General features: G+C 62.7%; 28 protein-coding genes. 12 read left to right on the top strand and 16 right to left on the bottom strand.

Features of this window, described 5'->3' with window-relative positions; genetic code table 11:
- Positions 1–76: 76 nt before the first annotated feature.
- The 7 genes from CCK88_RS16495 to CCK88_RS16465 form a co-directional block, all read right to left on the bottom strand.
- Complete coding sequence (locus tag CCK88_RS16495) at positions 77–2,191, bottom strand: sodium-translocating pyrophosphatase (protein ID WP_086471662.1); 2,115 nt, start codon at positions 2,189–2,191, stop codon at positions 77–79.
- Positions 2,192–2,350: 159 nt separating this feature from the next.
- Positions 2,351–2,791 (bottom strand): GNAT family N-acetyltransferase, encoded by a 441-nt coding sequence (locus CCK88_RS16490; protein ID WP_086471661.1) that lies wholly within the window; start codon positions 2,789–2,791, stop codon positions 2,351–2,353.
- Positions 2,792–2,797: 6 nt separating this feature from the next.
- Complete coding sequence (locus tag CCK88_RS16485; RefSeq protein WP_086471660.1) at positions 2,798–3,100, bottom strand: YggT family protein; 303 nt, start codon at positions 3,098–3,100, stop codon at positions 2,798–2,800.
- A gap of 297 nt (positions 3,101–3,397) precedes the next feature.
- Entirely contained in the window at positions 3,398–4,018 is a 621-nt protein-coding gene (locus tag CCK88_RS16480; RefSeq protein WP_086471659.1) for a DedA family protein, read from the bottom strand.
- Between the two features lie 130 nt (positions 4,019–4,148).
- Positions 4,149–5,963, bottom strand: coding sequence for a translational GTPase TypA (typA, locus tag CCK88_RS16475; protein ID WP_086471658.1), 1,815 nt, complete (start codon positions 5,961–5,963; stop codon positions 4,149–4,151).
- 276 nt (positions 5,964–6,239) lie between these two features.
- The gene (locus CCK88_RS16470; protein WP_086471657.1) at positions 6,240–8,366 is read right to left on the bottom strand and encodes a putative bifunctional diguanylate cyclase/phosphodiesterase; all 2,127 of its coding nucleotides are present in this window, start codon (positions 8,364–8,366) and stop codon (positions 6,240–6,242) included.
- 228 nt (positions 8,367–8,594) lie between these two features.
- Positions 8,595–9,818 (bottom strand): argininosuccinate synthase, encoded by a 1,224-nt coding sequence (locus CCK88_RS16465; protein WP_086471656.1) that lies wholly within the window; start codon positions 9,816–9,818, stop codon positions 8,595–8,597.
- A 127-nt stretch (positions 9,819–9,945) separates the two neighbouring features.
- Between CCK88_RS16465 and CCK88_RS16460 the strand changes: the two genes are divergently transcribed.
- Genes CCK88_RS16460 through CCK88_RS16445 form a run of 4 tightly spaced genes read left to right on the top strand, consistent with a single transcriptional unit; the run spans position 9,946 to position 12,354 of the window.
- Positions 9,946–10,410, top strand: a complete 465-nt coding sequence (locus CCK88_RS16460; protein WP_086471655.1) for an Lrp/AsnC family transcriptional regulator — start codon at positions 9,946–9,948, stop codon at positions 10,408–10,410.
- A complete protein-coding gene (locus CCK88_RS16455; RefSeq protein ID WP_086471654.1) occupies positions 10,407–10,802 on the top strand; it encodes a GFA family protein in 396 nt (131 codons plus the stop codon). Before CCK88_RS16460 ends, CCK88_RS16455 begins: the two co-directional genes overlap by 4 nt.
- 56 nt (positions 10,803–10,858) lie before the next feature.
- Positions 10,859–11,509: a LysE family translocator gene (locus CCK88_RS16450; RefSeq protein WP_086472012.1), complete on the top strand. Its 651-nt coding sequence runs from the start codon at positions 10,859–10,861 to the stop codon at positions 11,507–11,509.
- The gene (locus tag CCK88_RS16445; RefSeq protein WP_086471653.1) at positions 11,506–12,354 is read left to right on the top strand and encodes a 23S rRNA (adenine(2030)-N(6))-methyltransferase RlmJ; all 849 of its coding nucleotides are present in this window, start codon (positions 11,506–11,508) and stop codon (positions 12,352–12,354) included. Before CCK88_RS16450 ends, CCK88_RS16445 begins: the two co-directional genes overlap by 4 nt.
- A 2-nt stretch (positions 12,355–12,356) precedes the next feature.
- Here the strand turns inward: CCK88_RS16445 and CCK88_RS16440 are convergent, their stop codons facing one another.
- The 6 genes from CCK88_RS16440 to thpR all read right to left on the bottom strand — a co-directional run bounded on the left by CCK88_RS16440 (position 12,357) and on the right by thpR (position 16,365).
- Positions 12,357–12,773 (bottom strand): type II toxin-antitoxin system VapC family toxin, encoded by a 417-nt coding sequence (locus tag CCK88_RS16440; RefSeq protein ID WP_244557566.1) that lies wholly within the window; start codon positions 12,771–12,773, stop codon positions 12,357–12,359.
- Positions 12,755–12,988: a type II toxin-antitoxin system Phd/YefM family antitoxin gene (locus tag CCK88_RS16435; RefSeq protein WP_086471652.1), complete on the bottom strand. Its 234-nt coding sequence runs from the start codon at positions 12,986–12,988 to the stop codon at positions 12,755–12,757. Before CCK88_RS16435 ends, CCK88_RS16440 begins: the two co-directional genes overlap by 19 nt.
- A 64-nt stretch (positions 12,989–13,052) precedes the next feature.
- Complete coding sequence (rlmN, locus tag CCK88_RS16430) at positions 13,053–14,261, bottom strand: dual-specificity RNA methyltransferase RlmN (protein WP_086471651.1); 1,209 nt, start codon at positions 14,259–14,261, stop codon at positions 13,053–13,055.
- A gap of 218 nt (positions 14,262–14,479) precedes the next feature.
- Complete coding sequence (locus CCK88_RS16425; protein ID WP_086471650.1) at positions 14,480–14,986, bottom strand: invasion associated locus B family protein; 507 nt, start codon at positions 14,984–14,986, stop codon at positions 14,480–14,482.
- An 87-nt stretch (positions 14,987–15,073) separates the two neighbouring features.
- The gene (locus CCK88_RS16420) at positions 15,074–15,595 is read right to left on the bottom strand and encodes an invasion associated locus B family protein (RefSeq protein WP_086471649.1); all 522 of its coding nucleotides are present in this window, start codon (positions 15,593–15,595) and stop codon (positions 15,074–15,076) included.
- A 230-nt stretch (positions 15,596–15,825) separates the two neighbouring features.
- Positions 15,826–16,365 (bottom strand): RNA 2',3'-cyclic phosphodiesterase, encoded by a 540-nt coding sequence (gene thpR / locus CCK88_RS16415; protein WP_086471648.1) that lies wholly within the window; start codon positions 16,363–16,365, stop codon positions 15,826–15,828.
- A 258-nt stretch (positions 16,366–16,623) separates the two neighbouring features.
- Here thpR and CCK88_RS16410 point away from each other — a divergent pair, with 258 nt between their 5' ends.
- Positions 16,624–17,394 (top strand): Bax inhibitor-1/YccA family protein, encoded by a 771-nt coding sequence (locus tag CCK88_RS16410; RefSeq protein ID WP_086471647.1) that lies wholly within the window; start codon positions 16,624–16,626, stop codon positions 17,392–17,394.
- A 97-nt stretch (positions 17,395–17,491) separates the two neighbouring features.
- Positions 17,492–17,989: a GNAT family N-acetyltransferase gene (locus tag CCK88_RS16405; RefSeq protein ID WP_086471646.1), complete on the top strand. Its 498-nt coding sequence runs from the start codon at positions 17,492–17,494 to the stop codon at positions 17,987–17,989.
- Positions 17,990–18,000: 11 nt separating this feature from the next.
- Here the strand turns inward: CCK88_RS16405 and CCK88_RS16400 are convergent, their stop codons facing one another.
- The 3 genes from CCK88_RS16400 to acnA form a co-directional block, all read right to left on the bottom strand.
- Positions 18,001–18,351, bottom strand: a complete 351-nt coding sequence (locus CCK88_RS16400) for a DUF2794 domain-containing protein (protein ID WP_244557593.1) — start codon at positions 18,349–18,351, stop codon at positions 18,001–18,003.
- Positions 18,352–18,670: 319 nt separating this feature from the next.
- Positions 18,671–19,405, bottom strand: a complete 735-nt coding sequence (locus CCK88_RS16395; RefSeq protein ID WP_170926529.1) for a DUF1223 domain-containing protein — start codon at positions 19,403–19,405, stop codon at positions 18,671–18,673.
- Positions 19,406–19,541: 136 nt separating this feature from the next.
- Positions 19,542–22,298: an aconitate hydratase AcnA gene (gene acnA / locus CCK88_RS16390; RefSeq protein WP_086471643.1), complete on the bottom strand. Its 2,757-nt coding sequence runs from the start codon at positions 22,296–22,298 to the stop codon at positions 19,542–19,544.
- A gap of 153 nt (positions 22,299–22,451) precedes the next feature.
- Here acnA and ccmA point away from each other — a divergent pair, with 153 nt between their 5' ends.
- The 6 genes from ccmA to CCK88_RS18280 all read left to right on the top strand — a co-directional run bounded on the left by ccmA (position 22,452) and on the right by CCK88_RS18280 (position 25,417).
- A complete protein-coding gene (ccmA, locus tag CCK88_RS16385; protein ID WP_086471642.1) occupies positions 22,452–23,093 on the top strand; it encodes a heme ABC exporter ATP-binding protein CcmA in 642 nt (213 codons plus the stop codon).
- Entirely contained in the window at positions 23,090–23,755 is a 666-nt protein-coding gene (gene ccmB / locus CCK88_RS16380) for a heme exporter protein CcmB (RefSeq protein ID WP_086471641.1), read from the top strand. The genes ccmA and ccmB overlap by 4 nt, the downstream gene beginning before the upstream one ends.
- 10 nt (positions 23,756–23,765) lie before the next feature.
- Positions 23,766–24,527 (top strand): heme ABC transporter permease, encoded by a 762-nt coding sequence (locus tag CCK88_RS16375; RefSeq protein ID WP_086471640.1) that lies wholly within the window; start codon positions 23,766–23,768, stop codon positions 24,525–24,527.
- Positions 24,524–24,670, top strand: a complete 147-nt coding sequence (gene ccmD, locus CCK88_RS16370) for a heme exporter protein CcmD (protein WP_086471639.1) — start codon at positions 24,524–24,526, stop codon at positions 24,668–24,670. The genes CCK88_RS16375 and ccmD overlap by 4 nt, the downstream gene beginning before the upstream one ends.
- A complete protein-coding gene (locus tag CCK88_RS16365; RefSeq protein WP_086471638.1) occupies positions 24,670–25,203 on the top strand; it encodes a DsbE family thiol:disulfide interchange protein in 534 nt (177 codons plus the stop codon). The genes ccmD and CCK88_RS16365 overlap by 1 nt, the downstream gene beginning before the upstream one ends.
- 67 nt (positions 25,204–25,270) lie before the next feature.
- Positions 25,271–25,417 (top strand): Flp family type IVb pilin, encoded by a 147-nt coding sequence (locus CCK88_RS18280; protein WP_140049026.1) that lies wholly within the window; start codon positions 25,271–25,273, stop codon positions 25,415–25,417.
- Positions 25,418–25,442: the final 25 nt, after the last annotated feature.

Here is a 25,442-nt window from a genome sequence, read left to right as displayed (position 1 = left end):
CATTGAACAGAAACAGGCCCGGGATGACCGGGCCCGTTCGTTGGTGATCTGAGGATGAAAGCGGTGCCAGCGCCCGCTACATCCCCATATTCGCCAGCACCGCCAGGAGCAGCAGGGCCACGATATTGGTGATCTTGATCATCGGATTGACGGCAGGGCCCGCCGTGTCCTTGTAGGGGTCGCCAACGGTGTCGCCGGTCACCGAGGCCTTGTGCGCGTCGGACCCCTTCATGTGGGTGACGCCGTGCGAGTCGGTGAACCCATCCTCGAAGCTTTTCTTGGCATTGTCCCAAGCGCCGCCCCCCGCCGTCATCGAGATGGCGACGAAGAGACCCGTGACGATGACGCCCATGAGCATGGCGCCGAGCGCCGAGAAGGCATTGGCCTGGCCCGCGATCCAGAGGATGGCGAAGTAGACGACGACGGGGCTGAGCACCGGCAGCAGCGAGGGAACGATCATTTCCTTGATCGCCGCCTTGGTCAGCATGTCGACGGCCCGGCCATAGTCGGGCTTGTCGGTGCCGGCCATGATGCCCGGCTTTTCCTTGAACTGGCGGCGCACTTCCACCACCACCGCCTGTGCCGCACGGCCGACGGCGGTCATCGACATGCCGCCGAAGAGGAAGGGCAGCAGGCCACCGAACAGCAGGCCGACCACGACGTAGGGATTGGCCAGATCGAAGCTTACGGTCAGATCCGTGAAGTAGTGCTTGAGATCCTCGGTATAGGCGGCAAAGAGCACCAGCGCGCCGAGCCCGGCCGAACCGATGGCATAGCCCTTGGTGACGGCCTTGGTGGTGTTGCCGACGGCGTCGAGAGCGTCGGTATTGTGGCGCACTTCCTTGTCGAGACCGGCCATTTCCGCGATGCCGCCGGCATTGTCCGTGACCGGGCCGAACGCGTCGAGCGCCACGATGATGCCGGCCAGCGCCAGCATGGTGGCGACGGCGAAGGCAATGCCGAACAGACCCGCCAGCGAATAGGTGACGATGATGCCAGCGATGATGGTGATGGCCGGCAGCGCCGTCGATTCCAGGGACACGGCAAGACCCTGGATGACATTGGTGCCGTGGCCGGTGACCGAGGCTTCGGCAATGGAGTTCACCGGACGGCGATTGGTGCCGGTATAGTATTCGGTGATGACGATGATGAGGCCGGTGATGACGAGGCCGACCACGCCGCACCAGAACAGCGACCAGGGCGTGAAGGTCTTGGCCTCGGTCTCTATGGCGACATTCATGTCGCCGAACATCAGCCACAGTACCGGCAGCAGCGCGATCAGGGACAGCACGCCCGAGGCGATGACGCCCTTGTAGAGCGCGCCCATGATGTTGTTGTCAGAGCCGAGCTTGACGAAATATGTGCCGATGATCGAGGTGACGACGCAGGCGCCGCCGATGGCCAGCGGCAGCACCATGCCGATGAGCTTGAACTGCTCGGGCAGGATGATCGCCGCCAGCACCATGGTGGCGACGATGGTCACCACATAGGTTTCGAAAAGGTCGGCGGCCATGCCGGCGCAGTCGCCGACATTATCACCCACATTGTCGGCAATGGTCGCGGGATTGCGCGGATCATCCTCCGGAATGCCGGCCTCGACCTTGCCCACCATGTCGCCGCCCACGTCCGCACCCTTGGTGAAGATGCCGCCGCCCAGACGCGCGAAGATCGAAATCAGAGAGGCGCCGAAGCTCAGCGCCACCAGGGCATCGATGACGGTGCGGCTGGTCGGCTCGAAACCGATGCTGGTGAGGATGATGAAGTAAAGCGTGACGCCCAGCAGCCCAAGGCCCGCCACCAGCATGCCGGTGACCGCGCCGGACTTGAAGGCGAGATCGAGCCCCTTGGCCAGCGAACCGACGGCGGCCTGGGCGACACGCACATTGGCGCGCACCGACACGTTCATGCCGATGAAACCGGCTGCCCCAGAGAGCACCGCGCCGATCAGGAAGCCGATGGCGGCGTAGATGCCCAGAAGGAAGAATGCGGCGATCAGGATAACGACGCCGACAATGGCGATGGTCGTGTACTGCCGCTTGAGATAGGCCGATGCGCCCTCCCGCACGGCGGCCGAGATTTCCTGCATGCGCGCCGACCCTGCATCGGCCTTGAGCAGGCCTTGGGTCGTTATCACGCCATAGACGATAGAGAGGCCACCGCACAACACGATCAGCCAAAGTGCCAGATCCATAAGAAGTCCCTCGAAATAATCCTCCGAGGACCCGCGCCGGCTCCGTCCGGATCTTTTGCCCGGTCCGATTCCCGCCCTCCATCGGGCCCCCTCCGAGGAAGGAGCTTAGCGGGATTGCATGGTTAAGCAATGGATATTGCGATGATTTGTCGCAGCGCGTCAGCCCGGACGGTAGAGATTGCTGCGCACGATCGCCATCAATCGCTCGGGATGGGGCGGAGCGGCAAAGCCGTATTGGGCATAGAGCGTGTGGGCGTCGAGCGTGGTCAGCATGAAACGCCTCAGGCCCTGCAGGTCGGCATGGCCCAGGATGGCAGCCATCAGTCCCTTGCCAAGACCCCTGCCCTGCATGGCGGGATCGACGAACACGTCGGCCAGCCAGGCAAAAGTCGCCTTGTCCGTGATGACGCGGGCAAACCCGACCTGGCGGCCTGTATCGGCATAAAGGCCGAAGGCCATGCTGTTCTCGATCGAGCGGGCGACGACATCGCGCGGGATGCCGCCGGCCCAGTAGCTGATCGTGCTCAGGTAGTGATGAACGTAGTCCACGTCGATCCGGGCAGGATCGGTCGAAACCTCAAAGCCCGCCGGCAGCGCCATGGTGGATCAGATGCCGGCGCGGATGACGGCGGGATAGATATAGTAGCCGATGATCGACTGGATGAAGAAGATCAGGAGGAAGGCCACGAGCGGGCTGAGATCGAGGCCGGAGAAATTGGGCATGAAGCGGCGGATGGGTCTCAGGACCGGCTCGGTAAGCTGGTTGATGACCTGCCAGACCATGGCGACGAACTGATTGCGGGTGTTGATCACGTTGAACGAGATCAGCCAGCTCATGATGATCATGATGAGCAGCACCCACCAGTAGAGCTGGAGCAGGATCAGGATGATATCGAGCACGGCGCGCATGGGCGTCTCCGGAACAAAGGGTGCGAATTATCTAGTGGTTGCCGCCGCTTGCGGCAAGTCCAGGTGCGAAGGACCACCAAAGCACTGGGGCTCCGCATCAGATACGCGATGCGAAGCCCCGAATGACTGACTGACCGGTACGCACACACTTAGATCCGGACCACTGCTCAATTGCACGAACCGTGCCAGTTCCGGGCCCCCGCAAAACCGGGCCCAGAGATTAAGTCTCTCTGAACATTCGCATTTTGCGCAAGGCGCGTTGCCGCAAAATGCGAAATTCTCGCAGAATGCGACGGCCTATTCGGCCGGCTCGTTGCTGACGCGGCTCGGCTTCCAGGTGACGACGCGGAAGAGGTAGATCAGCACGACCAGGGCCAGGACCACGTAGCTGAGCGGATCGAGCACAACTTCGATGACGTGGTAGTGCTCGTGGAGAATGAAGCCGGCCATGGTGAGGAAGGTATTCCAGATCAGCGCACCCAGCGTCGACGCCACGAGAAAGAGGCTGAGCGGCATGCGCGAGAGCCCGGCGGGGATCGAGATCAGCGTTCGGATCAGCGGCACCAGACGGCCGAACAGGACGATGATCGGCCCGTAGCGCTTGAACCAGCTGACGGCAATGTCGATTTCGTCCGAATTCATCGCCATGAAGCGCCCGAACCGGTCCGCCAGCCAGCGCACGCGGGAGAGGCCGAAGAACCGTCCCGCAAAATACCAGGGCAGCATGCCGACGACCGCGCCGACCGTGGCGGTGGCGAGAACGCCGAAGAGATTGAGATCGCCATTGGCGGCGGCAAAGCCGGCAAAGGGAATGATCAACTCGGACGGTATCGGCGGAAACAGCGATTCCGCCAGCATGACAAGGAAAATCCCGACATAGCCCAGCTCGGTTATGGTCTGGATGATCCAATCAGTCATGCGCGTCTATTCCTTCAGTTGGTCGATATGACATTGCCCGGACGAGCCGGGCAATGTGCGACAGTCTAGCGATGTCGGCGACGGGGCCAAGTCCCTGATCGCATGGCGCGCATGCGACAGATGGCAGCCCTCAGGCCGACTTGGCGGCGCGGCTCATGCGCTTGCGATCGTTCGGGTCGAGCCAGATCTTGCGCAGGCGGATCGACTTGGGCGTCACTTCGACATACTCGTCTTCGGCGATATAGCCGAGCGACTGTTCGAGGGTCAGCTTTTTCGGGGTGGTTAGACGCACCGCTTCGTCCTTGGACGTGGTGCGGATATTGGTGAGCTGCTTGCCCTTGAGCGGGTTGACCTCGAGGTCGTTCTCGCGGGAATGCTCGCCGATGATCATGCCTTCGTAGACGTCGACGCCGGCATCGATCATCATCGGGCCACGCTCTTCGAGGTTCCAGAGGGCATATGCCACCGACTGGCCGGTGCCGTTGGAGATCAGGACGCCGGTGCGACGGCCCGGCAGTTCGCCCTTATAGGGGACGAAGGAGTGGAACAGGCGGTTGAAGATCGCCGTGCCGCGGGTATCGGACAGCAGTTCCGGCTGATAGCCGATCAGCGAGCGGGTCGGAACGAGGAGCTGGATGCGGGTACGGCCGACGCCCGACGGACGCATGTCGGTCAGCTCGCCCTTCCGCTCGGTCAGCTTCTGCACCACGGTGCCGGTGTGCTCGTCATCGACGTCGATGATGACTTCTTCGACCGGCTCGAGGGTGACGCCGTTCTCTTCCTTGAACAGCACCTTCGGGCGGCCGATGGTGAGCTCAAAACCTTCGCGACGCATATTTTCGATCAGAACGGCGAGCTGAAGTTCGCCGCGACCGGCCACGTCGTAAGAGTCGTTGTCGTCGCCGGGGGTGACGCGGATGGCGACATTGCCCTCGGCTTCGCGCATCAGGCGTTCGCGGATGACGCGGGACTGCACCTTGTCGCCCTCGCGGCCGGCCAGCGGGCCGTCATTGATGCGGAAGGTGACCGACAGGGTCGGGGGATCGATCGGCTTGGCGGCGATCGGCTGAGTCACCGAGGTGGCGCAAAGCGTATCAGCCACGGTGGAGGTCACGAGACCGGCAATGGCGACGATGTCGCCGGCTTCGCCGACATCGACCGGGGTGCGTTCGAGGCCGCGGAATGCCAGAACCTTGGAAACGCGGCCCTTTTCGACTTCCTTGCCTTCACGATTGAGCGTGTGGATGGGGTCGTTTGCCTTGACGGAGCCCGAGGTGATGCGGCCGGTGAGGATACGGCCAAGGAACGGATTGCGTTCGATGGTGGTCACCAGCATGCGGAAGGCGCCTTCCTCCACTGATGGCTCGGGCACGTGTTCGACGACCTTGTCGAGCAGCGGCGCCAGCGTTTCCTTGGGGCCTTCGGGCTCCAGCGCCATCCAGCCCTGCTTGGCCGAACCGTACAAAACTGGGAAGTCCAGCTGCTCGGGCGACGCATCGAGGGCGATAAAGAGATCAAAAATCTCTTCGAGCACTTCGAGGTGGCGTTCGTCGGACTTGTCGATCTTATTGATGGCAACGATCGGACGCAGGCCCTGGGCCAGCGCCTTGCCGAGCACGAACTTGGTCTGCGGCATCGGGCCTTCAGCCGCATCGACCAGGATCACCACGCCATCGACCATGGACAGGATGCGCTCCACTTCGCCGCCGAAGTCAGCGTGGCCGGGCGTGTCGACGATATTGATGCGCGTGTCTTTCCAGAGCAGCGACGTGACCTTGGCCAGGATAGTGATGCCGCGCTCGCGCTCGATATCGTTGCTGTCCATGGCGCGCTCTTCGACGCGTTCATTTTCGCGGAAGGAGCCCGACTGCTTGAGCAGAACGTCGATCAGCGTGGTCTTGCCATGGTCAACGTGGGCGATGATGGCGATATTGCGCAGGGACATGAAATCCAGCCTTGTTGGCACGATCCACGAAACCGATCCCACGGGAGCGCTCTCGGGTGGGAGGGTCAGAACGGACCATGCGGTATGAGTGCACCAGGGCCAAAACAGGGAGCGGCCCGGCAGTTGCCCGGCCTCATATAGCAAGAGGCCGGTTTTAACAAGGTTTCAATCTGCAGGACGGGGTTGCGCTTCCCCCTCACACCTCTCGCGCTCCGCGCGAGCCACTCTGTCCCACGATGGGGAAGGCGCCCGAAGGGCGGCAGGCCCAATACGGCGTCAGGACGCCCTGCGCTTGGCCTGTCCCTTGACGGCTTCGGAATGCAGCATGTTGGCCAGCGCCTTGGGCTTGAGCGGCGGCGAGAACAGGAAGCCCTGGATTTCGGACACGCCGTGTTCGCGCACCATGGCCAGTTGTTCTTCGGTCTCGATGCCTTCCACCGTCGTGGTCATGCCCAGCGATTGCCCGAGGCCAATGACCGCCTTGATGATGGCCTGGCTGTCGCTGCGCGTGGCAATGTCGCGCATGAACGAGCGGTCGATCTTGATCTTGTCGAAGGGGAAGCTGCGCAGGTAGCTCAGCGACGAATAGCCGGTGCCGAAATCGTCCATGGAGATGCGCACGCCCATGCCGCGCAGCTCGTGCAGTGCCGCGATCGTGCTTTCGCTGTCCGAGAGGATCAGGCTTTCGGTGATTTCCAGCTCCAGCCGCGTCGGTGCAAGCCCGGCTTCGCTCAGCGCCGCCTTGACCTGGCCGACGAGATCCTTGTTGCGGAACTGCACCGGCGAAAGATTGACGGCGACGCGGACGTCTCCGGGCCAGCTGGCGGCGGTGCGGCAGGCTTCCTGCAATACCCATTCCCCGATCGGCACGATGAGACCGGTCTCCTCGGCGACGGGAATGAACTCCACCGGCGAGATGGTGCGATCGTCGTGGTCCCAGCGCAGCAGCGCCTCCACGCAGGTGACGCGGTTTTCCTCCAGCGCCAGCAGCGGCTGGAACATCAGCCGCAATTCGTCGCGCTCGATGGCGAGCCTGAGCCCCGCCTCGATGGAGCGCCGCTGCTGCAGTTCGGCATCCATGCCGGGCTCGAAGAAATGATAGGTCGAACGCCCTTCGGATTTGGCCTTGTAGAGCGCAAGGTCGGCATTCTTGACCAGATGGTCGGTGGTGGTGCCGTCGCCCGGCCCCACGGCGATGCCGACCGAGGCGCCGATCTCGATCTGCTGGCCGCCGATTACCATGGGCGCGCGCATGGCCTTGACGATGCGGTCGGCGACGCGCGCCGCCGTGTCGATGCCGTCGATCGGGCGCAAGAGCATGGCGAATTCGTCGCCGCCCAGCCGGGCCAGGAGATCGCTCTCGCGCGTCGTGCCCCAGAGCCGTACGGCGGCCTGCTTGATCACCTCGTCGCCAACGGCATGGCCCAGCGTATCATTGACGGCCTTGAAATGATCGAGGTCGATATAGAGCACCGCGGCCATCTCGCCGCGCGTCAGCCCGGCCTCGACGCGCGCCATCTGCTCGAGGAACTCGATGCGGTTGGGCAGGTCGGTCAGGGCGTCGTGGCGGGCCAGGTGCTGGATTCGCGCCTCGGCCTGGCGCTGCTCGGTAATGTCCTCATGCGTCGATACCCAGCCGCCATCCTTCATCGGATGATGCTGCATGAGAATGGTGCGACCGTTCAGCTCATGGATGTTCTTGCCGTATTCGCGGCGGGAAATGACCTCGCGCCGCCAGGCGATGTAGTCGTCCTTGGTGCCGCCGGTCGACATGCCCATGTCGAACAGATGCGCCAGGATGTCCTCGAGCTGGCTGCCCGGCCGCAGCAGCTGGATCGGCAGATTGTAGATGCGGGCATAGGGCTCGTTGCAGATCACCAGGCGCCCGCGCGCATCCATCATGCAAAGGCCGATGGAGATGTTGTTCACCGCCGCATCGAGCCGGATGTTCTGCCGCTCGAGCTCGAGCTTGCGCTTTTGCTGGCTCTCGGAGCGGGCGATCTCGTCGGTGATGTCCTCGTGGGTGACGACCCAGCCGAGCTTTTCCGAATAAACGTGGGCGGTTTCAATGATGCGCCCGCCGGCCACCACTTCCTGAGCCTTCTGCCGCGCGCCGTTGCGGTTGGCCAGGAGGTCGCTGGTATAATGTTCGTAGAACTGGTCCGGGCTCTGGCCCGGATGGTTGCCGAGGCGCGCAGACAGGTGCACCACGTCCTCGAGCGTCATGCCGCGATGGATCGCATCTTCGGAAAAGCCGTAAAAGTCGCGGTAATGCTTGTTCCACATCAAGAGGCGGAACTGCGGCGACCATACGCAAAAGCCATAGGGAATGCTTTCCAGCGCTGCATCCAGGAGCAGAGCCTCGGCAACCTCTCCATCCTTGCCGACGTCATCCGAGCGCATCCACCCTCCCCAAAGAGCCAATTCGCGACGTGCGCAAAAGCTAGTCACGTCTGCTTAACGCGGGCTTAAATGTGGCGGGTTCAATCGATTTCGCGAAGGACGTGCCTCGACCCGCGCCGCGCCGGTCTTTGATGCAGCATGCCCATATCCGGCGCAAAATGATAGGGTATGAGTTTACGTACACTCGCGCACGCCGGAGCCGGCCGAGGCCGGCCCCGACGCGCTGTCTTAGCCCTGCGCCTTCATGTTGCGTGCGGCCCAGGTCTTGAGGCGGAGACCGTTGAGGCGGATGAAGCCCGCGGCATCCTTGTGGTCATAGGCGATCGCGCCTTCTTCGAAGGTCACGAGATCCATGTTGTAGAGCGAATGCGGCGAGGTGCGCGCAATGACGCTGGCCGAACCCTTGTAGAGCTTCACCGTGACCTCGCCGGTGACATAGTCCTGGCTCCTGTCGATCAGGGCCTGCAGCATCTCGCGTTCGGGCGAGAACCAGAAGCCGTTATAAATGAGCTCGGCATATTTGGGCATCAGCTCATCCTTGAGATGGGCCTCGCCGCGATCGAGCGTGATCGATTCGATGCCGCGATGCGCCACGAGGAGGATGGTGCCACCCGGCGTTTCGTAGAGCCCGCGCGACTTCATGCCGACGAAACGGTTCTCGACCAGATCGAGACGACCGACGCCATGCCTGCCGCCGAGCTCGTTGAGCCTGGTCAGAAGCGCTGCGGGCGACAGCTTTTCGCCATTGATCGAGACCGGATCGCCCTTTTCATAGCCGATGGTGATGATCTCGGCCTCGTCGGGGGCCTTTTCCGGATCGACCGTGCGCTGCGGCACGTAGTCGGGGAAGGGCACGCCCGGATCTTCGAGAACCATGCCTTCCGACGAGGTGTGGAGCAGGTTGGCATCGACCGAGAACGGCGCTTCGCCGCGCTTGTCCTTGGCGATCGGGATCTGGTTGCGCTCGGCATAGTCGAGCAGCTGGGTGCGGCTTCGAAGGTCCCACTCGCGCCAAGGCGCAATCACCTTGATCGAAGGATCGAGCGCGTTGGCGGTCAGCTCGAACCGCACCTGGTCATTGCCCTTGCCGGTCGCGCCATGCGAGATCGCATCGGCGCCCACTTCCTGGGCGATTTCGACGAGGCGCTTGGAGATCAGCGGACGGGCGATGGAGGTGCCGAGCAGGTATTGGCCTTCATAGACCGTGTTGGCGCGGAACATCGGGAACACGAAGTCGCGCACGAATTCCTCGCGCAGGTCCTCGATGCGGATATCCTTGATGCCGAACATCTCGGCCTTCTTGCGCGCCGGCTCCAGCTCCTCGCCCTGCCCCAAGTCGGCCGTGAAGGTCACGACCTCGCAATTGTAGGTTTCCTGCAGCCATTTGAGGATGATGGAGGTGTCGAGGCCACCCGAATAGGCCAGCACGACTTTCTTGATCTCGTTTGCCATTACATCTCGTCCAGAGTTCCGATGCGGCCACGATACGCCCGGGATCGCGCAATTCTCTTGCGATTATCGCAAAAATTGCACACTCATTGGCGTAATCTGCCAATTGAACTGATTATTGAGGCACGTCATGCCAGAAATGCTGGATGCCATCGATCGCCGTATTCTTCGCGCCCTGCAACGCAATGGCCGCATGTCCAATGTCGAACTGGCCAGTGCCGTGGGCCTGTCGCCTTCGCCGTGCCTGAGGCGGGTGAAGCTGCTCGAGGAAAAAGGCGTGATCGACCAGTATGTCGCCGTGCTCGATGCGCCCAAGTTGGGTCTCGGCCTCACCGTATTTGCGCGCATCTGGTTCAAGACACAGGACGCCGAAACCACCAATCAGTTTGCCGAAACGGTTCGCAAGTTTCCCGAAGTGGCCGAATGCTATCTCACCACCGGCGAATGCGACGCCATCATGCGCATCGTGACCAAGGATCTCCATGCCTACTGGCGATTTCAATCGGACTACCTGATGCGTATTCCAAGCGTGCAGAGCGTCAAGACCGACGTGCCCATGGAAACGATCAAGGCGACGCGGGAGCTGCCGCTATGACAGGGCCGGTTTCCGGAGGCTGCCGCTGCGGCGCCGTGCGGTTTACCGCAACCGGTGTCCCCTATCGGGTGGGCATCTGTCATTGCCTCGACTGTCGCCGGTTTCACGGCGCGCTTTTTCATGCCTCCGCCATCTTTCCCGCGGATGCCGTGACGATAGCCGGGGAGACCCGGCACCTCGAGAACCGCCACTTCTGCGGCCTTTGTGGGTCGCCTGTCTTCTCGGTCAGCGGCGATGAGGTCGAAATCAGCCTCGGTTGCCTCGACGGGCCCGATCAGTATGTGCCGACATACGAAATCTGGACCATCAGGCGCGAATCCTGGCTTCCACCCTTCCCGGTGGCGCGCCGCTATGAGCGCAATCGCACCGTCCCTGGGCGCAGCGAGCCCTAGTGTCGCTGCAAGCGGCAGGCTATGAGCATGGGCAATGCCTGCCAGATGAGCCGCTCATGCCCGCTTTCATTCCCGATATTTCGGTCATCCTCACTTTTGCGCTAGCCGGCTTTGTCCTGGCCGTCACGCCGGGGCCCGACATGGCGCTGTTCGTTTCGCGCACCATGAATTTCGGACGCGCACACGGCTTTGCCGCCGTTCTGGGCACCAGTACCGGCATTGCCGTGCACACGACGCTCGTCGCCTTCGGGATATCCGTGCTGATCGTGGCGGCCCCGGCGGCCTTCTGGGCCCTCAAGATCATCGGCGCGCTTTACCTAGTATGGCTTGCCATCCAGGCGATCCGTTCGGGCGGCGGGCTTCTGGTGACGCGGGCCGGTGGCAGGCAGCCCAGCCTGCTGCAAAGCTATATGACCGGCCTCGCCATCAACCTCACCAATCCCAAGGTGGCGCTGTTCTTCGTGACCTTCCTGCCCCAATTCATCTCCGCCGATGACCCGGCGGCGGCCAGCAAACTGCTGTTCCTGGGCGTCGAATTCATCATCGTATCGCTCCCCGTGGTCATCGCCACCGTGCTCTTCGCCGAATGGCTGACGACGACGCTGCGCGACAATCAATGGGTGTCCAAGGCGCTCAACTGGAGCTTTGCCGCCGTCTTCATCGCCTTCGCCGCCACCATCCTGCTCGCCGAAGGCCGCAAGTCTTGAATTACCGCCACGCCTTTCATGCCGGCAACTTTGCCGATGTCGTGAAGCACACCATCCTCACCCGCATCCTCACCTACCTGATGAAAAAGGATGCCGCCTTCCGGGTGATCGACACCCATGCGGGGCTTGGCATCTACGACCTCTTCGGGGACCAGGCGGAAAAGACCGGCGAATGGCAGGACGGCATCGGCCGGCTGATTCACGTGAAACTTCCGCAGGATGTGGCGGACCTGCTCGCGCCCTATCTCGACGCGGTGCGGGCACGTAATCCGGACGGAAAGTTGCGCTTCTATCCGGGCTCGCCTTTCATCACGCGGCATATGCTGCGCGACCAGGACCGGCTGATGGCCTTCGAGCTGCACCCGATGGATGCCGATCGCCTGAGGCAGAACTTCGCCGGGGATTTCCAGACGCGCGTCACCGAGCTCGATGCCTGGAAGCTGTTCGGCACCCATCTGCCCCCCAAAGAAAAGCGCGGCCTCGTGCTGGTCGATCCGCCTTTCGAGGAGAAGGGCGAATTTTCGCGCATGGTCAAAAGTCTGGTGCAGGGCCATCAACGCTGGCCTGGCGGCATTTACGCCTATTGGTATCCGATCAAGGACGTTGCCGAAGTCGACGCCTATATCAAGGCGCTCAAGGCGACAGGCATCCCCAAAATCCTGCGGATCGAACTGACCATTCGCCCGCCATCAGAGCCGCCGCGCCTCCATGGTACAGGCATGGTCGTGGTCAACCCGCCCTATGTCTTGGACGAAGAAATGCGGGCGGTACTGCCGGCGCTTACGGATTTGCTCAGTGAAGAGCGGCGCGGACGCTGGCGCGTGGATTGGGTGGCTGGGGAGTAGGGCTACCAGAGGCGCCCCTGCCATCCGGGATAGTCTGCAAGCTCATCGAAAATCATATCGGCAGAAATAAGCGTGTATTCTCCAACAAGCGCCGTAGCCCCTATAATTCGATCGAATGGATCTCGGTGGTTCCATTGAAAGGCTGCCCCAACCAGACACGCCGAGGGCCACACGGCAAGTAACTCCACGCCTTGGCGAGCAGCAAACTTATCCAAGTCCAAAAAATGTGGCTCCATCTCGGGCCACTTGCCCAAACGAACCTTTTGTCCAATCTCGTATAAGCTAATTGCGCTCACGGAAACTGCTTCAGCCGCTGCAATAGCGTCAAAAGCTCGGGAGGAAAGTCGCTTGTCGTCCGCTAGAGACCAAGCCCAAACATGGGTGTCCAGCAAAACCCGGCTCAAGCCGCGCCTTCCCATGCTGCGAGATCTTCCTCGCTCATGGGCTCGAGAAAGTCGGGCACTTCACCAACTTTACCCGCCAGCAGCCCAAATTTGAACGGCATAGACTGCTGGACCGGCACGATTCTTACGGCTGTTGAGCTGTCCTTGTCGATAACGACTTCTTCGCCCGAAAGCGCGGCGTCGATCAATTCGCTCAGGTTTGCTTCAGCAGCTTTTACGGAAACCTTCATGATGCCTCCATTGCCCTGATATAGGGCATTATCCCGGCATTTTCCAGAATTCGTTGGTCCAGCCCTACAGCGCCAGCAGGGCCTCGCGGTCCTTCTTGGTCAGACGTTCGCTTTCGCTCTTCAATTGCCCACAGGCGGCGAAGATATCGCGGCCGCGCGGCGTGCGCACGGGGGAGGCATAACCGGCCTTGTTCACGATATCGGCGAAGCGCTCGATGCGTGAGCTTGGCGAGGTGCCGTAGTTCGAACCGGGCCAGGGGTTGAACGGGATGAGATTGATCTTGGCCGGGATACCGGCCAGCAGGCGCACCAGTTCCTTGGCCTCGGCGTCACTGTCGTTGATGCCATCGAGCATCACATATTCGAAGGTGATGCGGCGGGCGTTGGAAAGGCCGGGGTAATTGCGGCAGGCTTCCAAAAGCTCCTTGAGCGGCCACTTCTTGTTGATCGGCACCAGCACGTCGCGCAGATCGTCGCGCACAGCATGCAGCGAAATGGCCAGCATGACGTCGATTTCACGGCCGGTGGGCTCGATATAGGGCACGACGCCCGAGGTCGAGAGCGTGATACGGCGCTTGGAAATGGACATGCCATCGCCGGCCGAGGCGATCAGCAGCGCCTGCTTGACGTTGTCGTAATTGTAGAGCGGCTCGCCCATGCCCATCATGACGATATTGGTGATGGCGCGGGTTTCCCCCGATGGCACGAGGCCACCGTCGTCGGGGCGCGAACCACCCGGGAAATCGCCGAGGCGCTCGCGCGCCATGAGGATCTGCCCCAGGATTTCCCCGGCTGTCAGGTTGCGCACCAGCTTCTGGGTGCCGGTATGGCAGAACGAACAGGTCAGCGTGCAGCCCACCTGCGAGGACACGCACAGCGTCCCGCGATCGCTTTCGGGAATATAGACCGTTTCCACTTCCACCGGCGGCATGTGGGGGTTCTGCGGGTCGCGGAAGCGGAACAGCCACTTGCGGGTGCCGTCGACCGACACCTGTTCGGTGACGATTTCCGGGCGATCGAGGTTGAAGGTATCGGCAAGCTTCTGGCGAACCGGCTTGGCCACATTGGTCATGCGGTCGAAATCGGTGACGCCGTTGACGTAGAGCCAGTTCCAGAGCTGGCTGGCGCGCATCCGACCTTCTTTTTCCGAGACCACCTCGTGGCCGACCAGCGCCTCGGCAAGGCCGGCCTTGGAAAGGCCGATCAGCGACGGCCGCGCGGCAGGAGCCGGGCGAATGGCGGTCGAATGGTCAAGGTTCAGCGCTATGGACATGGGGCGCAACGGAGCTCAGCAATGCGGGAAGTTGGCGGCCAATAGCATATGGCGCGGCGTTACGCAAAGTCACGCTGCTGGGAGGCGGGCCTGCGATGGACGCGCAGCGCTCCAAAACTCAGAGCCGTCCTCGGACTTGATCCGAGGGTCACGCGTCACCCTTACGAGCCTGGAATGATCCTCGGGTCAATCAGGGACGCAACCAGAAGCGCTGAGGATCAGCACTCAGCCCCAATCGCCTGCTGTGCGGCGGTGGCGCCGGACAGCGAATAGGACTGCACCACCTGCGTGCCATTGGCCGAAGTGCCGGTGATGACGACGGTGGAACCAGAGCGGATCGCAGCCGCAAGGTTTGCCGCCTCGGCGCTGTCGTCGAGCCAAGCCGCGTCAGCCTGGGTGAAAAGCGCGAATTCCTGGCCGCCGACGCTGGCCGTGGCGCGCGAACCCGTCTGGAAAGTATAGCCGGCAACGACGTTGAACTCGTTCACCACATCCTCGGCAGGCCGATTGGTGATGTAGAGATAGCCCTCGCTGTAGCCCTCCGGCGTCGGTTCGACGCTCTTGGGCTTGGTCATGGCAAAGCAGACCGTGCCGCCGCCATCGTCGGCCGCAAAGCTCGACCAGTCCCGGAAATCGCCCAGCACCCGCGCCGACTGCGCCTGGACCGGCAGGAACGTGGCCAGCGACAGCATTGCGGCGAGCGGCAGGGCAAGGATACGGGTCATCGGGTCTCGGCTTCAATAAGGAACTGGGCAACGGGTCAGGCGACCCGGAGCCCAGTTACAAAGGTTAGGGGCGGACGAGGCAAGCCCTTATTGGCAGGCAGCGTCGATCGCGTTGACGGCGGCAGTCGCACCGGAGAGAGAATAGGTATCGACGGTGTTGGTTCCGCGCTGGCTGGTGCCGCGCACCACCATCTGGCCGCCGGCCTTGAACGCCTGCACGAAGGCCGGCTCGTCGCCGCTCGATGCCAGCCATGCCGTCGAGCCGCGCGCGGCCATGACATAACTCTTGCCATCGATGGCCACGGACGCCTTGGCATCCGACGTGTTGTAGGGGTAGCCGATCTGGGTCTGGACTTCGTTCTTCGAGCCCATGCCCTTGCGGTGGACGATCAGGAACTTGATCGGATCCCGGTTGGCGCCGGCCGGTTCGCTCGACTGCGGCTCGCCGATGATGAAGCAGAGCTGCCCGCTCTGATCCGTGGCCGTATACGCCGACCATGCATTGAAGGTGCCCAGCTCCGTTGCCTGCTGCGCCTGCGCGGCCGGTGCCAGAGCCATGATCGTCGCCACCGCGAGCCCGAGTACGAGGCCACCGGTTTTCGTCGTCATCGCCAATTCATCCTCTTTATCTTGCTGCCGTTCGGGGCGTTCTGTCCGCCCAGTCTGCCCCGAACATGGTTACCAAGGTGTCAAAACCTGTCGGCCCCCGCCACCACCAGGCTATTTGCATCAAATGAAAGGCAAAGGCGGCGGGAATGCGGCACATGGGGCCGGGTTGCCGGGCATGTGTGGGGCAAAGGGTTAACCACTGGCTAACAAGGGTGTGATGGCGCGACGTCCTAGGCGGCGAGCGGGTAGCTTTGCTCGACGAGGTAAGGCCCGCCCCCCACGGAATCGCGGCTGGAAAACAATACGAACCGGGCAGGCACGAAGCTCAGGGGTTCGAACCGGGCGGCCTCGGCGATGAAGCGCGCCAGCTCCCCCGCCGAGGTCCCGCGCAAGCGGGCAAGGCTCACATGCGGCACGAACCGGCGACCCTCGGGCGCCAGCCCGGCCTTTTGCAGGATACGCTCATGGGCGGCCTGCAGGCGGTTCAGCGCTTCGGATGGCTCGACGCCCGCATAAAGCGCGCGCGGCTTGTCGCCGCCGAAACTGCCCAGATGCGTCAACCGGATCGGGAATCGCAGCGAGTTGGACAGCCTGTCGAGACTGTCGGCCACATCGTCGGCGACATGGCCATCGACATCGCCGATGAAGCGCAGGGTGATGTGGTAATTCTCGGGATCGATCCAGCGCGCGCCGGTGAGGCCGCCCCGCTTGAGCGAAAGCGCAAATCCCACATCGGGCGGGATTTCAAGGCCGGTAAAGAGCCGGGGCATGACAAGCCTCCCTGGCGTTGGTTGGTCGCCTGCACCTGCACAATTCTCCATCCAGCATGTGACAGAGCTGCAAAGTATCGGCAAGATTCGCGCCACCGACCCTAACACAAACACTTTATCGGACCAGTCCCAGTGTCGCAGGGGACCGATTATCCTTGTCATTCAATGGTTCCGTCCCCATATTCCGAGCCAAGTGGCAACGCCAATTGCCCCCGGCGGTGGAATGACCGCGTCTAATTTGGGAAAGGGAACCAAAGAATGGCTGAATATGACCGTCAGACCCTCGGTGCGCGGGCCGGCTCGGCCGCGGCCATCGACGAGGGCCTTCGCAGCTATATGCTGCGCGTTTACAATTACATGGGCCTCGGCCTTGTCATCACGGGCCTCGTGGCCTTCTTCGCCGCCCAGGCTGCGATCACGTCCGATCCGTCGGCCGCCGTCGGCCAGCTCGAGAACGGCACCTACGTCACCCAGTGGGGCGCTCTGCTCTTCGGCAGCCCGCTGTCCTGGGTCATCATGCTCGCGCCGCTTGGCTTCGTGCTGGTGCTGAGCTTCGGCATCAACAAGCTCTCCGTACCGGCCGCACAGGCCGTGTTCTGGGCCTTCGCCGCGATCATGGGCCTGTCGCTCTCGTCCATCTTCCTGGTCTATACCGGCGCTTCGATCGCCAAGGTGTTCTTCATTACCGCCGCGACCTTCGGCGCGATGAGCCTGTACGGCTACACCACCAAGCGTGACCTGACCGGCATGGGCAACTTCCTGATGATGGGCCTGATCGGCATCATCATCGCCTCGATCGTGAACATCTTCATGGGCTCCTCCATGCTCGATTTCGCGATCTCGGTGCTCGGCGTCCTGATCTTCACCGGTCTGACCGCCTATGACACCCAGAAGATCAAGGAAAGCTACTCCGAGAGCTACGGCGCCGACGTGCTGGCCAAGAATGCCATCATGGGTGCCCTGTCGCTCTACCTCGACTTCATCAACCTCTTCATGATGCTGCTCCGCCTCTTCGGTAACCGCGAGTAACCTTCGGAAGACTTGATGGTCCGATCAAAGATTTTGGTTGGACGCTGATCGGGACCGCAGCCTACAAGGGCTGCGGTCCTTTTCTTTGCAAGCAGCCATGTCCGACACCCTCCTCCGCTCTTTCACCTGGTCCGACGTTCCCGCCATCACGGCGATCTACCGGCATTATGTGGACCAGACCGCGATCACCTTCGATACCGAAGCGCCGGGCGAGGAAGCCATTGCGGAAAAATATGCGGGCCTCAAGAAACTGGGCCATCCCGTCATCATCGCCGAGCGTCAGGGCAAGGTGGTGGGCTATGCCTATGCCAGCTTTTATCGCCCCCGCGCCGCCTACCGTTTCACCTGCGAGGATTCGATCTATCTCGATCCCGCGGAGACCGGCCGCGGCCTCGGCAAGCGGATGCTCACCGAACTGCTGACACAGTCCAAGGCCTTCGGTTTCAAGCAAATGCTGGCGGTGATCACTGCCGACACCGCCAATTCGATCGCCATCCACGAAAAGTTCGGCTTCGAGCGCGTCGGCTACTACAAGGCGGTCGGTCTCAAGTTCGACCGCTGGCACGATATCGTGCATCTGCAGAAGGCGCTGTAGAGGCCCAGGACCTAGCCCACCACCACCAGATCCGGATCGAGCACGCGCAACACCTGGCTGAGGTCGTGGCCGCGCTTGAGAATCATGCCCTGCTGGTTGGTGACCATGTATTGGCCCTGGCGATTGCGCAGCTTGGGGTTCTTCTCGACGACGAAGAGCGGCCGTTCGGAGACGCGCGCATAGATGGAAAAGAGGGCGCGGTCCTTGAGGAAATCCATGGCGTAGTCACGCCATTCGCCCTTGCCGACCTTGCGGCCATAGACCGCCAGAATCTGCGTCAGCTCGCGGCGGTCAAAGGCGACCACCGGTTGCACGGGCCGGTTGGGCTGGCTTGTGGGCTCGCCCACATGCACCAGCGCCAGAGTGTTCCGGTTATCGTTTGGAGGACCCTGCACGCGCCTATTTATCCCGTCATCGGACCTTCATGATCGGCGCATTTTCACGGCTTGGCAAGCAGGCGAAGATTCCCCATTTCGGCCACGATTTGTCCCTTACCCCGCCCCATTGGACCGGCACTGTTCAACCATTGCCTCCAGTGGCTGGCAGCTGGGCCGATGAGCCCCCAAACCAGTAGGCCCGATTGCCAGCCGCCCCAAAATGCAATGACCCCAAGTCGTCTACCGCCCACTCCCGCCCCCGGAGTGGGCGTTTTCTTTCGGCCTATGCCGTTGGTGCCGGGCGCTAGAAGTCGTGCATGGCTGCCCCGAGGATCGGCCCGGGCAAGCCGTTTTGCTCCCGCTGGATCAGGATAGCGATCCCGCCGTCGGCTGCGCCGACCTGCTCGATGGGCAGCTTGACCTCGGCGCCGGTGGAGGCTTCCCACATGCCCACCATCTGCCGGTCGACGACGACCTGCGTATAGACCATGGATTTGCCGGCATTCTCGCCCTTTTCGATCGCCACTTCCGCCCGGCGCACATAGCGCACCAGCCAGATCGTCGCGTCGCCGAGCGCCGCATTGGCGGGCGCCTCAAGCTTGAGCATGTCGTTCTGTACCGTCAGCGATACATCGAGGGGCAGCGTCGCACGTCCCACGGACGCCTGGACCTTGTCACGCTTCGAGCCGACAACCCCTTCCGATCCGTTCACCACCATCTGCGGGGTGAAGATGCGGGACGAATTCCAACCCCGGGCATAGGCCCGCTGCAGGTCGGAATAAGCTTTCGATCCAAACGTGTCTTCCCAGCCGATATAGTCCCAGTAATCCACATGATAGGCCAGCGCCACCACATCGCCACGCTCGGCAAGGCTGGTGAGCATGGCATCGGCCGGCGGGCATTGGGCGCAGCCCTGGCTGGTGAAAAGCTCGACCACCGCCTTGACCCTGCCGCCCGACGACTGCGCCATCGGATGGCCCGAGAGGGCGAGGCAAAAAGCGGATCCGGCAAGAGCGGTGAAGGAGCGTCTCGTGAGCATGGGCGGTGTTGTAAGCCGGGCCCCATTCGCCTGCCTAGTCAAAAGAGGGTGAGACTCCGCGGATTCGCATTCGGACAAAGAAAATGGCGGCCACCGGGGGCCGCCATTTCCACGCAATCTGCAATGTAAGCGCTGCTTACGCCGCGACGAGGCTGCGCAGCACGTAGTGCAGAATGCCACCGTTCTTGAAGTAGTCGAGCTCATTGGCGGTATCGATCCGGCATAGCGTTTCGATCGTCACGACCTCGCCATTGGCGCGGGTGATCTTGACTGCCACCTTCGAGCGCGGCTCGATGGTGTCGACCCCGGCGATGTCAACGGTTTCGGTACCGTCGAGCCCCAGGGTCTGCCAGCTTTCGCCCTCCGCAAACTGCAGCGGGATGACACCCATGCCCACGAGATTGGAGCGGTGGATACGCTCGAAACTCTGCGCGATGACCGCCTTGACGCCCAGGAGGTTGGTGCCCTTGGCGGCCCAGTCACGCGAGGAGCCCGTGCCGTATTCCTTGCCGGCAAAGATCACCAGCGGCGTACCCTGGGCCTGATAGGCCATGGACGCGTCGTAGATCGGCATCTGGGTCCCGTCGGGGCCGAGGGTAAAGCCGCCTTCGACGCCATCGAGCATCATGTTCTTGATGCGGATATTGGCAAAGGTGCCGCGCATCATCACCTCGTGATTGCCGCGGCGGGCGCCGTAGGAGTTGAAATCCTTGGGCGCCACCTGGCGGTCAATTAGGTATTTGCCTGCCGGGGTGCCCGACTTGAACGAACCGGCCGGTGAAATGTGATCGGTGGTGATGCTGTCGAGGAACAGCGCCAGCACGCGGGCCGAGACCACGTCGGTGACGGGCTTGGGTTCCATGGTCAGGTCTTCGAAATACGGCGGGTTCTGCACATAAGTCGAAGACCCGTTCCAGCCATAGGTTTCGCTCCCCTCGACCGAGATCGCCTGCCAGTGCCGGTCGCCCTTGAAGACGTCGGAATAGCGGGCGCGGAACATGTCGGCATGCACATGCTTGCGCACGACCTCGGCGATTTCCTGATTTGAGGGCCAGATATCCCGCAGGTACACCGGCTGGCCATCCTTGCCGGTGCCGATCGCTTCGGTGGTGATGTCGACATTGAGCGTGCCTGTCAGCGCATAGGCCACGACCAGCGGCGGGGATGCCAGGTAATTGGCGCGCACGTCGGGGTTCACGCGGCCTTCGAAATTGCGGTTGCCAGAGAGCACCGAGGCGGCGACCAGTTTGTTCTCGTTGATGCAATCGGAGATGGCCTGCGGCAGCGGGCCGGAATTGCCGATGCAGGTGGTGCAGCCATATCCCACGAGATTGAAGCCGATGGCGTCGAGATCCTCCTGCAGACCAGCCGCGGTCAGGTAATCGGTGACCACCTGCGATCCGGGTGCCAGCGAGGTTTTGACCCAAGGCTTGGAATTGAGGCCGAGGGCCCTGGCCTTGCGGGCGACGAGACCGGCGGCGACCAGCACCGAGGGATTGGACGTGTTGGTGCACGAGGTGATGGCGGCGATGACCACCGAGCCGTCATTGATGCCGTAGTCGGCGCCCTTGACCGCGAAAGCAGCCTCCTCAGGGATATCGTGGACGCCATTGGCGCCCTCGTCGACATAGCGGCTTTCCTGCTTGTCGGCAGGCAGTTTGGTGCGCTCGATGCGGCCTCCCGAGAGTTCGGGCAGCGCTTCGGCAAAGCTGCGAGTCACGTCCTTGAGGGCGACGCGATCCTGCGGGCGCTTGGGGCCCGAAAGCGAGGGAACGACGGTCGAAAGGTCCAGCTCGAGGGTCGAGGTGAAGACCGGGTCCGGCGTATCGGTGGTGCGGAACATGCCCTGCGCCCTGGAGTAGGCTTCAACCAGGGCCACGCGCGCGGGATCGCGTCCGGTGGTCGAAAGATACTTGAGCGTATCGGCATCGACGGGGAAATAGCCGCAGGTGGCGCCGTATTCGGGAGCCATGTTGCCGATGGTCGCCTGATCCTCGAGGCTGAGATAGTCGAGGCCTGGTCCGTAGAATTCCACGAACTTGCCCACCACGCCTTTCTTGCGCAGCATTTCGGTGACGGTCAGCACGAGATCGGTGGCGGTGATGCCTTCGTTGATCTTGCCCACGAGCTTGAAGCCCACGACTTCGGGGATCAGCATGGTGATCGGCTGGCCCAGCATAGCCGCTTCCGCCTCGATACCACCCACGCCCCAGCCGAGCACGGCAAGGCCATTGACCATGGTGGTATGCGAGTCGGTGCCGACAAGCGTATCGGGGTAGGCGACCGTTTCGCCGTTCTCGTCCTTGGTCCAGACCGTCTGCGCCAGGTATTCGAGGTTGACCTGATGGCAGATACCGGTGCCGGGTGGAACGACCCGGAAATTGTCGAAGGCGGACTGGCCCCAGCGCAGGAACTCATAGCGCTCGCCATTGCGCTCGTATTCGAGCTCGACATTCTGGTTGAAGGCCAGCGGCGTGCCGAAATTATCGACCATGACCGAGTGATCGATGACGAGATCGACGGGCACCAGCGGATTGATCTTCTGCGGATCAGCGCCGAGCTTGGCGGTCGCGTCGCGCATGGCGGCGAGATCGACCACGGCCGGAACGCCGGTGAAGTCCTGCATCAGCACGCGGGCGGGGCGATACTGGATTTCATATTCGCTGGTGCGGCTGACCAGCCACTCGGCGATGGCGAGAATGTCTTCCTTCTTGACGGTGCGGTTGTCCTCGAAGCGCAGCAGGTTTTCCAGCACCACCTTCATCGACCCCGGGAGCCTCGACACGCCGGCAAGGCCGTTCTTCTCGGCCTCGAGAATGGAATAGTAGGTGTAGGTCTTGCCGCCGACCACGAGGGTCGACCTGGATTTGAAGCTGTCTATAGAGGTCACGATGCTCCGCCCTTCTTGCTGTTTGGCGCGGATCGTTCCGGGACGTGGGGCCTAGAGAAAAATCCGCGTTTTCTGGAATGACTCTAATCACCCCGGTTATAGTCAATTGGCTGGGGCCTTGCCAGTTCCACCCTGTCTCCAATACGAGATGGGGCCATGACACGCGGGCAAGTCCAAGAGCCACAACGCCAAGACCCACGACGCCTCAAGGTCCGGGGCCTTGCCTGCGGCTATGGCGAGACCGTGCTGGCCAGCGATCTGGATTTCGAGGTCGCGCCCGGCACGGGCCTGTTGCTGCGCGGCCCCAATGGCGCGGGCAAATCGACGCTTCTGCTGACCCTTGCCGGCCTCCTCCACCCGCTCGCGGGCAGCGTTTCGGTCGAGGGGCACGATCCTGACGACGGGCCGGCTCTGCACTATTGCGGCCATCGCAACGCGGTGCGGGCGCGCCTCGGGGTTCTCGACACCCTCAGGTTCTGGACCGACATCAACGGCGCGACCGGGATGGAGCCTGCGGCCGCCCTCAAGCGCGTGGGGCTGGGGCACATTGCCGGTCTCGACGCCGGTTACCTGTCGGCCGGGCAGCAACGGCGCCTGGTCCTGGCGCGACTTTTGACCACCAACCGTCCCCTCTGGCTGCTCGACGAGCCCAGCGCTGCGCTCGATGCCGAGGGTCAGGGTCTGCTTGCCACGCTCCTGACCGAGCATCTCGGGAATGGCGGCATGGCCGTCATCGCGACCCACGATGACCTGGCCATCGCCGGGCTCTCGACCCTAGCGCTCGGAGCGCGGCCATGAGCGGTTTCCTCGGCGTTCTCAAACGCGATCTGAAGCTGGCGCTTGCGGGCGGCGGCGACATCCTCACGCTCGTCTTGTTCTTCATCATCGTCGGCGCCATCGTTCCCTTTGCGGTCGGCCCCGATCGCGAACTTCTCGCGCGCATCGCCCCCGGCGTCATCTGGATCGCGGCCTTCCTCGCCATGCTGCTTGGCCTCGACAAGCTCTTCCGGCCCGATCGCGAGGACGGGACGCTGGCGCTCTATCGTCTGGCCGACCTGTCGCTCGCCGAAATGGTTGCCGCAAAAGTGATCGCCCATTGGCTGACTGCCGCCCTGCCTCTCGTCATCGCCTCGCCGTTTCTCGCGCTGATCCTGTCCATGGACATGGACACGTTCTGGCGCACGGTGATGTCGCTGCTGGTTGGAACGCCGGCGCTGGCTGCATTCGGCACGTTCGGGGCGGCGGTAACCGTGGCTATTCGCCGTGGTGCCCTGCTCGCGCCCATCCTCATCGCCCCGCTCTGCGTGCCGGTGCTGATCTTCGGCGTCGGGGCCATTTCCCCGCTCGGCGGTCCCGATCAGGCTGGCGCCGCCATGCTGTTCCTTGCGGCACTCAGTCTCATGGCCCTGGCGCTCTCTCCCTTTGCGGCGGGCCTTGCGATAGACTGGGGAGAAGAGTAGAGCGCGCGCCATGAGCATCGACGACACGCCCAAAATGAGCTGGTGGAACCGGCTGGCCCATCCCGGCCAGTTCGTCCAGTGGACCACGCCGCTGGTCTGGCCGCTGGTGGCCATTACGGCGCTGTTGTTCGCAGCGGGCCTCTGGTTCGCCTTCTTCAACTCGCCGGCCGACTACCAGATGGGGGACACCGTGCGCATCATGTATGTGCATGTCCCGACCGCCTGGCTGAGCCAGTTCGTTTATGGCGCCATGGCTGTCTCGGCGCTGGGCACGCTGGTCTGGCGCCATCCCATGGCCGACGTCTCCATGAAGGCCGCAGCGCCGCTCGGCGCGGCCTTTACCGCCATGGCGCTCTTTACCGGCTCCATGTGGGGCCGCCCGACCTGGGGCACGTTCTGGGAGTGGGACGGCCGCATGACCTCGACGCTGATTCTGCTGTTCATCTATCTCGGGATCGTCGCGCTCTGGCGCGCCTTCGACGACCAGCTGCGCGCCGCGCGCGTGGTTGCCGTCGTCACGCTCGTAGGCGCCATCAACGTGCCGATCATCAAATTCTCGGTGGACTGGTGGTCGACCCTGCACCAGCCGGCCAGCGTGTTCCGCGCCGATGGCCCGACCATGCCGGGCTCGATCCTGACACCGCTGTTCACGATGTTCTTCGCGTTCACATTCCTGTTCATCACCCTGCAGCTGGTGGCCATGCACACCGAGGTCCGCCGCCGCCGCGTCGCCACGCTGGAGCGCAAGGCCGCGCGCGGAGGCACGCCATGATCGATCTCGGACAGCACGCCCAGTTCATCGTCATCGCCTATGCCGGGGTGGGCCTCGGCCTTGCCGCGCTGATCGGCTGGATCGTCTATGACAGCCGCCGCACCCGGTCGCGCCTGACCCAGCTCGGGGACAAGCGCAGCTGATGCGTTATCTCCTCTTCGCGTTGCCACTGCTGATCCTCGTGGGCCTGATCGCCGTCTTTGCCACCAGCATCGACCGGGATTCGAGCCTCGTGCGCTCGGTCCTGATCGACAAGCCCGTGCCCGAATTTGCCCTGGCGCCGGTCGACGGGCTGGACGTTCCGGGATTTGACGCCGCGACGCTCAAGGGCCAGCCGACCCTGGTCAATGTCTTCGCGTCCTGGTGCATTCCCTGCCGCGACGAACATCCGCTGCTCGAAGCGATCAAGGCCGAGACTGGCGTGCGCATGTTCGGCATCAATCACTCCGACGCGCCCGAAAACGCCCGGGCCTTCCTCGCCGAACTGGGCAATCCATACGATGCCATCGGCGCCGACCGCGACCGCCGCGTCTCGATCGACTGGGGCGTCTACGGCGTGCCCGAGACCTTCCTGGTCAATGCCGAAGGGGTCATCGTCTACAAGCATGTCGGTCCGCTGACGCCGCAAGCCATTGAGAGCGAACTCATTCCTGCCTTGGAATCGCTGAAAAGCTGATTCATTCAGCTGGCGTTCATAGTGTGTGCGGCATCGTGGCCGTCTTCGCGTTCGAGAAGAGACTTGTATGTTGCGTCGCGTCATCAGCCATCTGCGTCAGCAGAACCCGATCACCCTGATCGAATATGCGCTGATCGCCAGCATCGTCACCGTCGCCACCACCTTCGCCGTCTCGGCTGCCGGCTACAACATCACCGATTTTTTCCCGCTGTGATATTCTGGCTGCGCCAGCATACCTG

The organism is Devosia lucknowensis (assembly GCF_900177655.1).
GTDB classification, from domain to species: domain Bacteria; phylum Pseudomonadota; class Alphaproteobacteria; order Rhizobiales; family Devosiaceae; genus Devosia; species Devosia lucknowensis.
Note: the sequence above shows the minus strand (reverse complement) of the source record. Positions and strands in the feature narration are given on the sequence as shown.

Bases quoted from the DNA above. Each gene is read 5' to 3' on its own strand.
- CCK88_RS16495 (WP_086471662.1), bottom strand. From the start codon at position 2,191: ATGGATCTGGCACTTTGGCTGATCGTGTTGTGCGGTGGCCTCTCTATC.
- CCK88_RS16490 (WP_086471661.1), bottom strand. From the start codon at position 2,791: ATGGCGCTGCCGGCGGGCTTTGAGGTTTCGACCGATCCTGCCCGGATC.
- CCK88_RS16485 (WP_086471660.1), bottom strand. From the start codon at position 3,100: ATGCGCGCCGTGCTCGATATCATCCTGATCCTGCTCCAGCTCTACTGG.
- CCK88_RS16480 (WP_086471659.1), bottom strand. From the start codon at position 4,018: ATGACTGATTGGATCATCCAGACCATAACCGAGCTGGGCTATGTCGGG.
- typA (WP_086471658.1), bottom strand. From the start codon at position 5,963: ATGTCCCTGCGCAATATCGCCATCATCGCCCACGTTGACCATGGCAAG.
- CCK88_RS16470 (WP_086471657.1), bottom strand. From the start codon at position 8,366: ATGCGCTCGGATGACGTCGGCAAGGATGGAGAGGTTGCCGAGGCTCTG.
- CCK88_RS16465 (WP_086471656.1), bottom strand. From the start codon at position 9,818: ATGGCAAACGAGATCAAGAAAGTCGTGCTGGCCTATTCGGGTGGCCTC.
- CCK88_RS16460 (WP_086471655.1), top strand. From the start codon at position 9,946: ATGCCAGAAATGCTGGATGCCATCGATCGCCGTATTCTTCGCGCCCTG.
- CCK88_RS16455 (WP_086471654.1), top strand. From the start codon at position 10,407: ATGACAGGGCCGGTTTCCGGAGGCTGCCGCTGCGGCGCCGTGCGGTTT.
- CCK88_RS16450 (WP_086472012.1), top strand. From the start codon at position 10,859: ATGCCCGCTTTCATTCCCGATATTTCGGTCATCCTCACTTTTGCGCTA.
- CCK88_RS16440 (WP_244557566.1), bottom strand. From the start codon at position 12,773: ATGGGAAGGCGCGGCTTGAGCCGGGTTTTGCTGGACACCCATGTTTGG.
- CCK88_RS16435 (WP_086471652.1), bottom strand. From the start codon at position 12,988: ATGAAGGTTTCCGTAAAAGCTGCTGAAGCAAACCTGAGCGAATTGATC.
- rlmN (WP_086471651.1), bottom strand. From the start codon at position 14,261: ATGTCCATAGCGCTGAACCTTGACCATTCGACCGCCATTCGCCCGGCT.
- CCK88_RS16425 (WP_086471650.1), bottom strand. From the start codon at position 14,986: ATGACCCGTATCCTTGCCCTGCCGCTCGCCGCAATGCTGTCGCTGGCC.
- CCK88_RS16420 (WP_086471649.1), bottom strand. From the start codon at position 15,595: ATGACGACGAAAACCGGTGGCCTCGTACTCGGGCTCGCGGTGGCGACG.
- thpR (WP_086471648.1), bottom strand. From the start codon at position 16,365: ATGCCCCGGCTCTTTACCGGCCTTGAAATCCCGCCCGATGTGGGATTT.
- CCK88_RS16410 (WP_086471647.1), top strand. From the start codon at position 16,624: ATGGCTGAATATGACCGTCAGACCCTCGGTGCGCGGGCCGGCTCGGCC.
- CCK88_RS16405 (WP_086471646.1), top strand. From the start codon at position 17,492: ATGTCCGACACCCTCCTCCGCTCTTTCACCTGGTCCGACGTTCCCGCC.
- CCK88_RS16395 (WP_170926529.1), bottom strand. From the start codon at position 19,405: ATGCTCACGAGACGCTCCTTCACCGCTCTTGCCGGATCCGCTTTTTGC.
- ccmA (WP_086471642.1), top strand. From the start codon at position 22,452: ATGACACGCGGGCAAGTCCAAGAGCCACAACGCCAAGACCCACGACGC.
- ccmB (WP_086471641.1), top strand. From the start codon at position 23,090: ATGAGCGGTTTCCTCGGCGTTCTCAAACGCGATCTGAAGCTGGCGCTT.
- CCK88_RS16375 (WP_086471640.1), top strand. From the start codon at position 23,766: ATGAGCATCGACGACACGCCCAAAATGAGCTGGTGGAACCGGCTGGCC.
- ccmD (WP_086471639.1), top strand. From the start codon at position 24,524: ATGATCGATCTCGGACAGCACGCCCAGTTCATCGTCATCGCCTATGCC.
- CCK88_RS16365 (WP_086471638.1), top strand. From the start codon at position 24,670: ATGCGTTATCTCCTCTTCGCGTTGCCACTGCTGATCCTCGTGGGCCTG.
- CCK88_RS18280 (WP_140049026.1), top strand. From the start codon at position 25,271: ATGTTGCGTCGCGTCATCAGCCATCTGCGTCAGCAGAACCCGATCACC.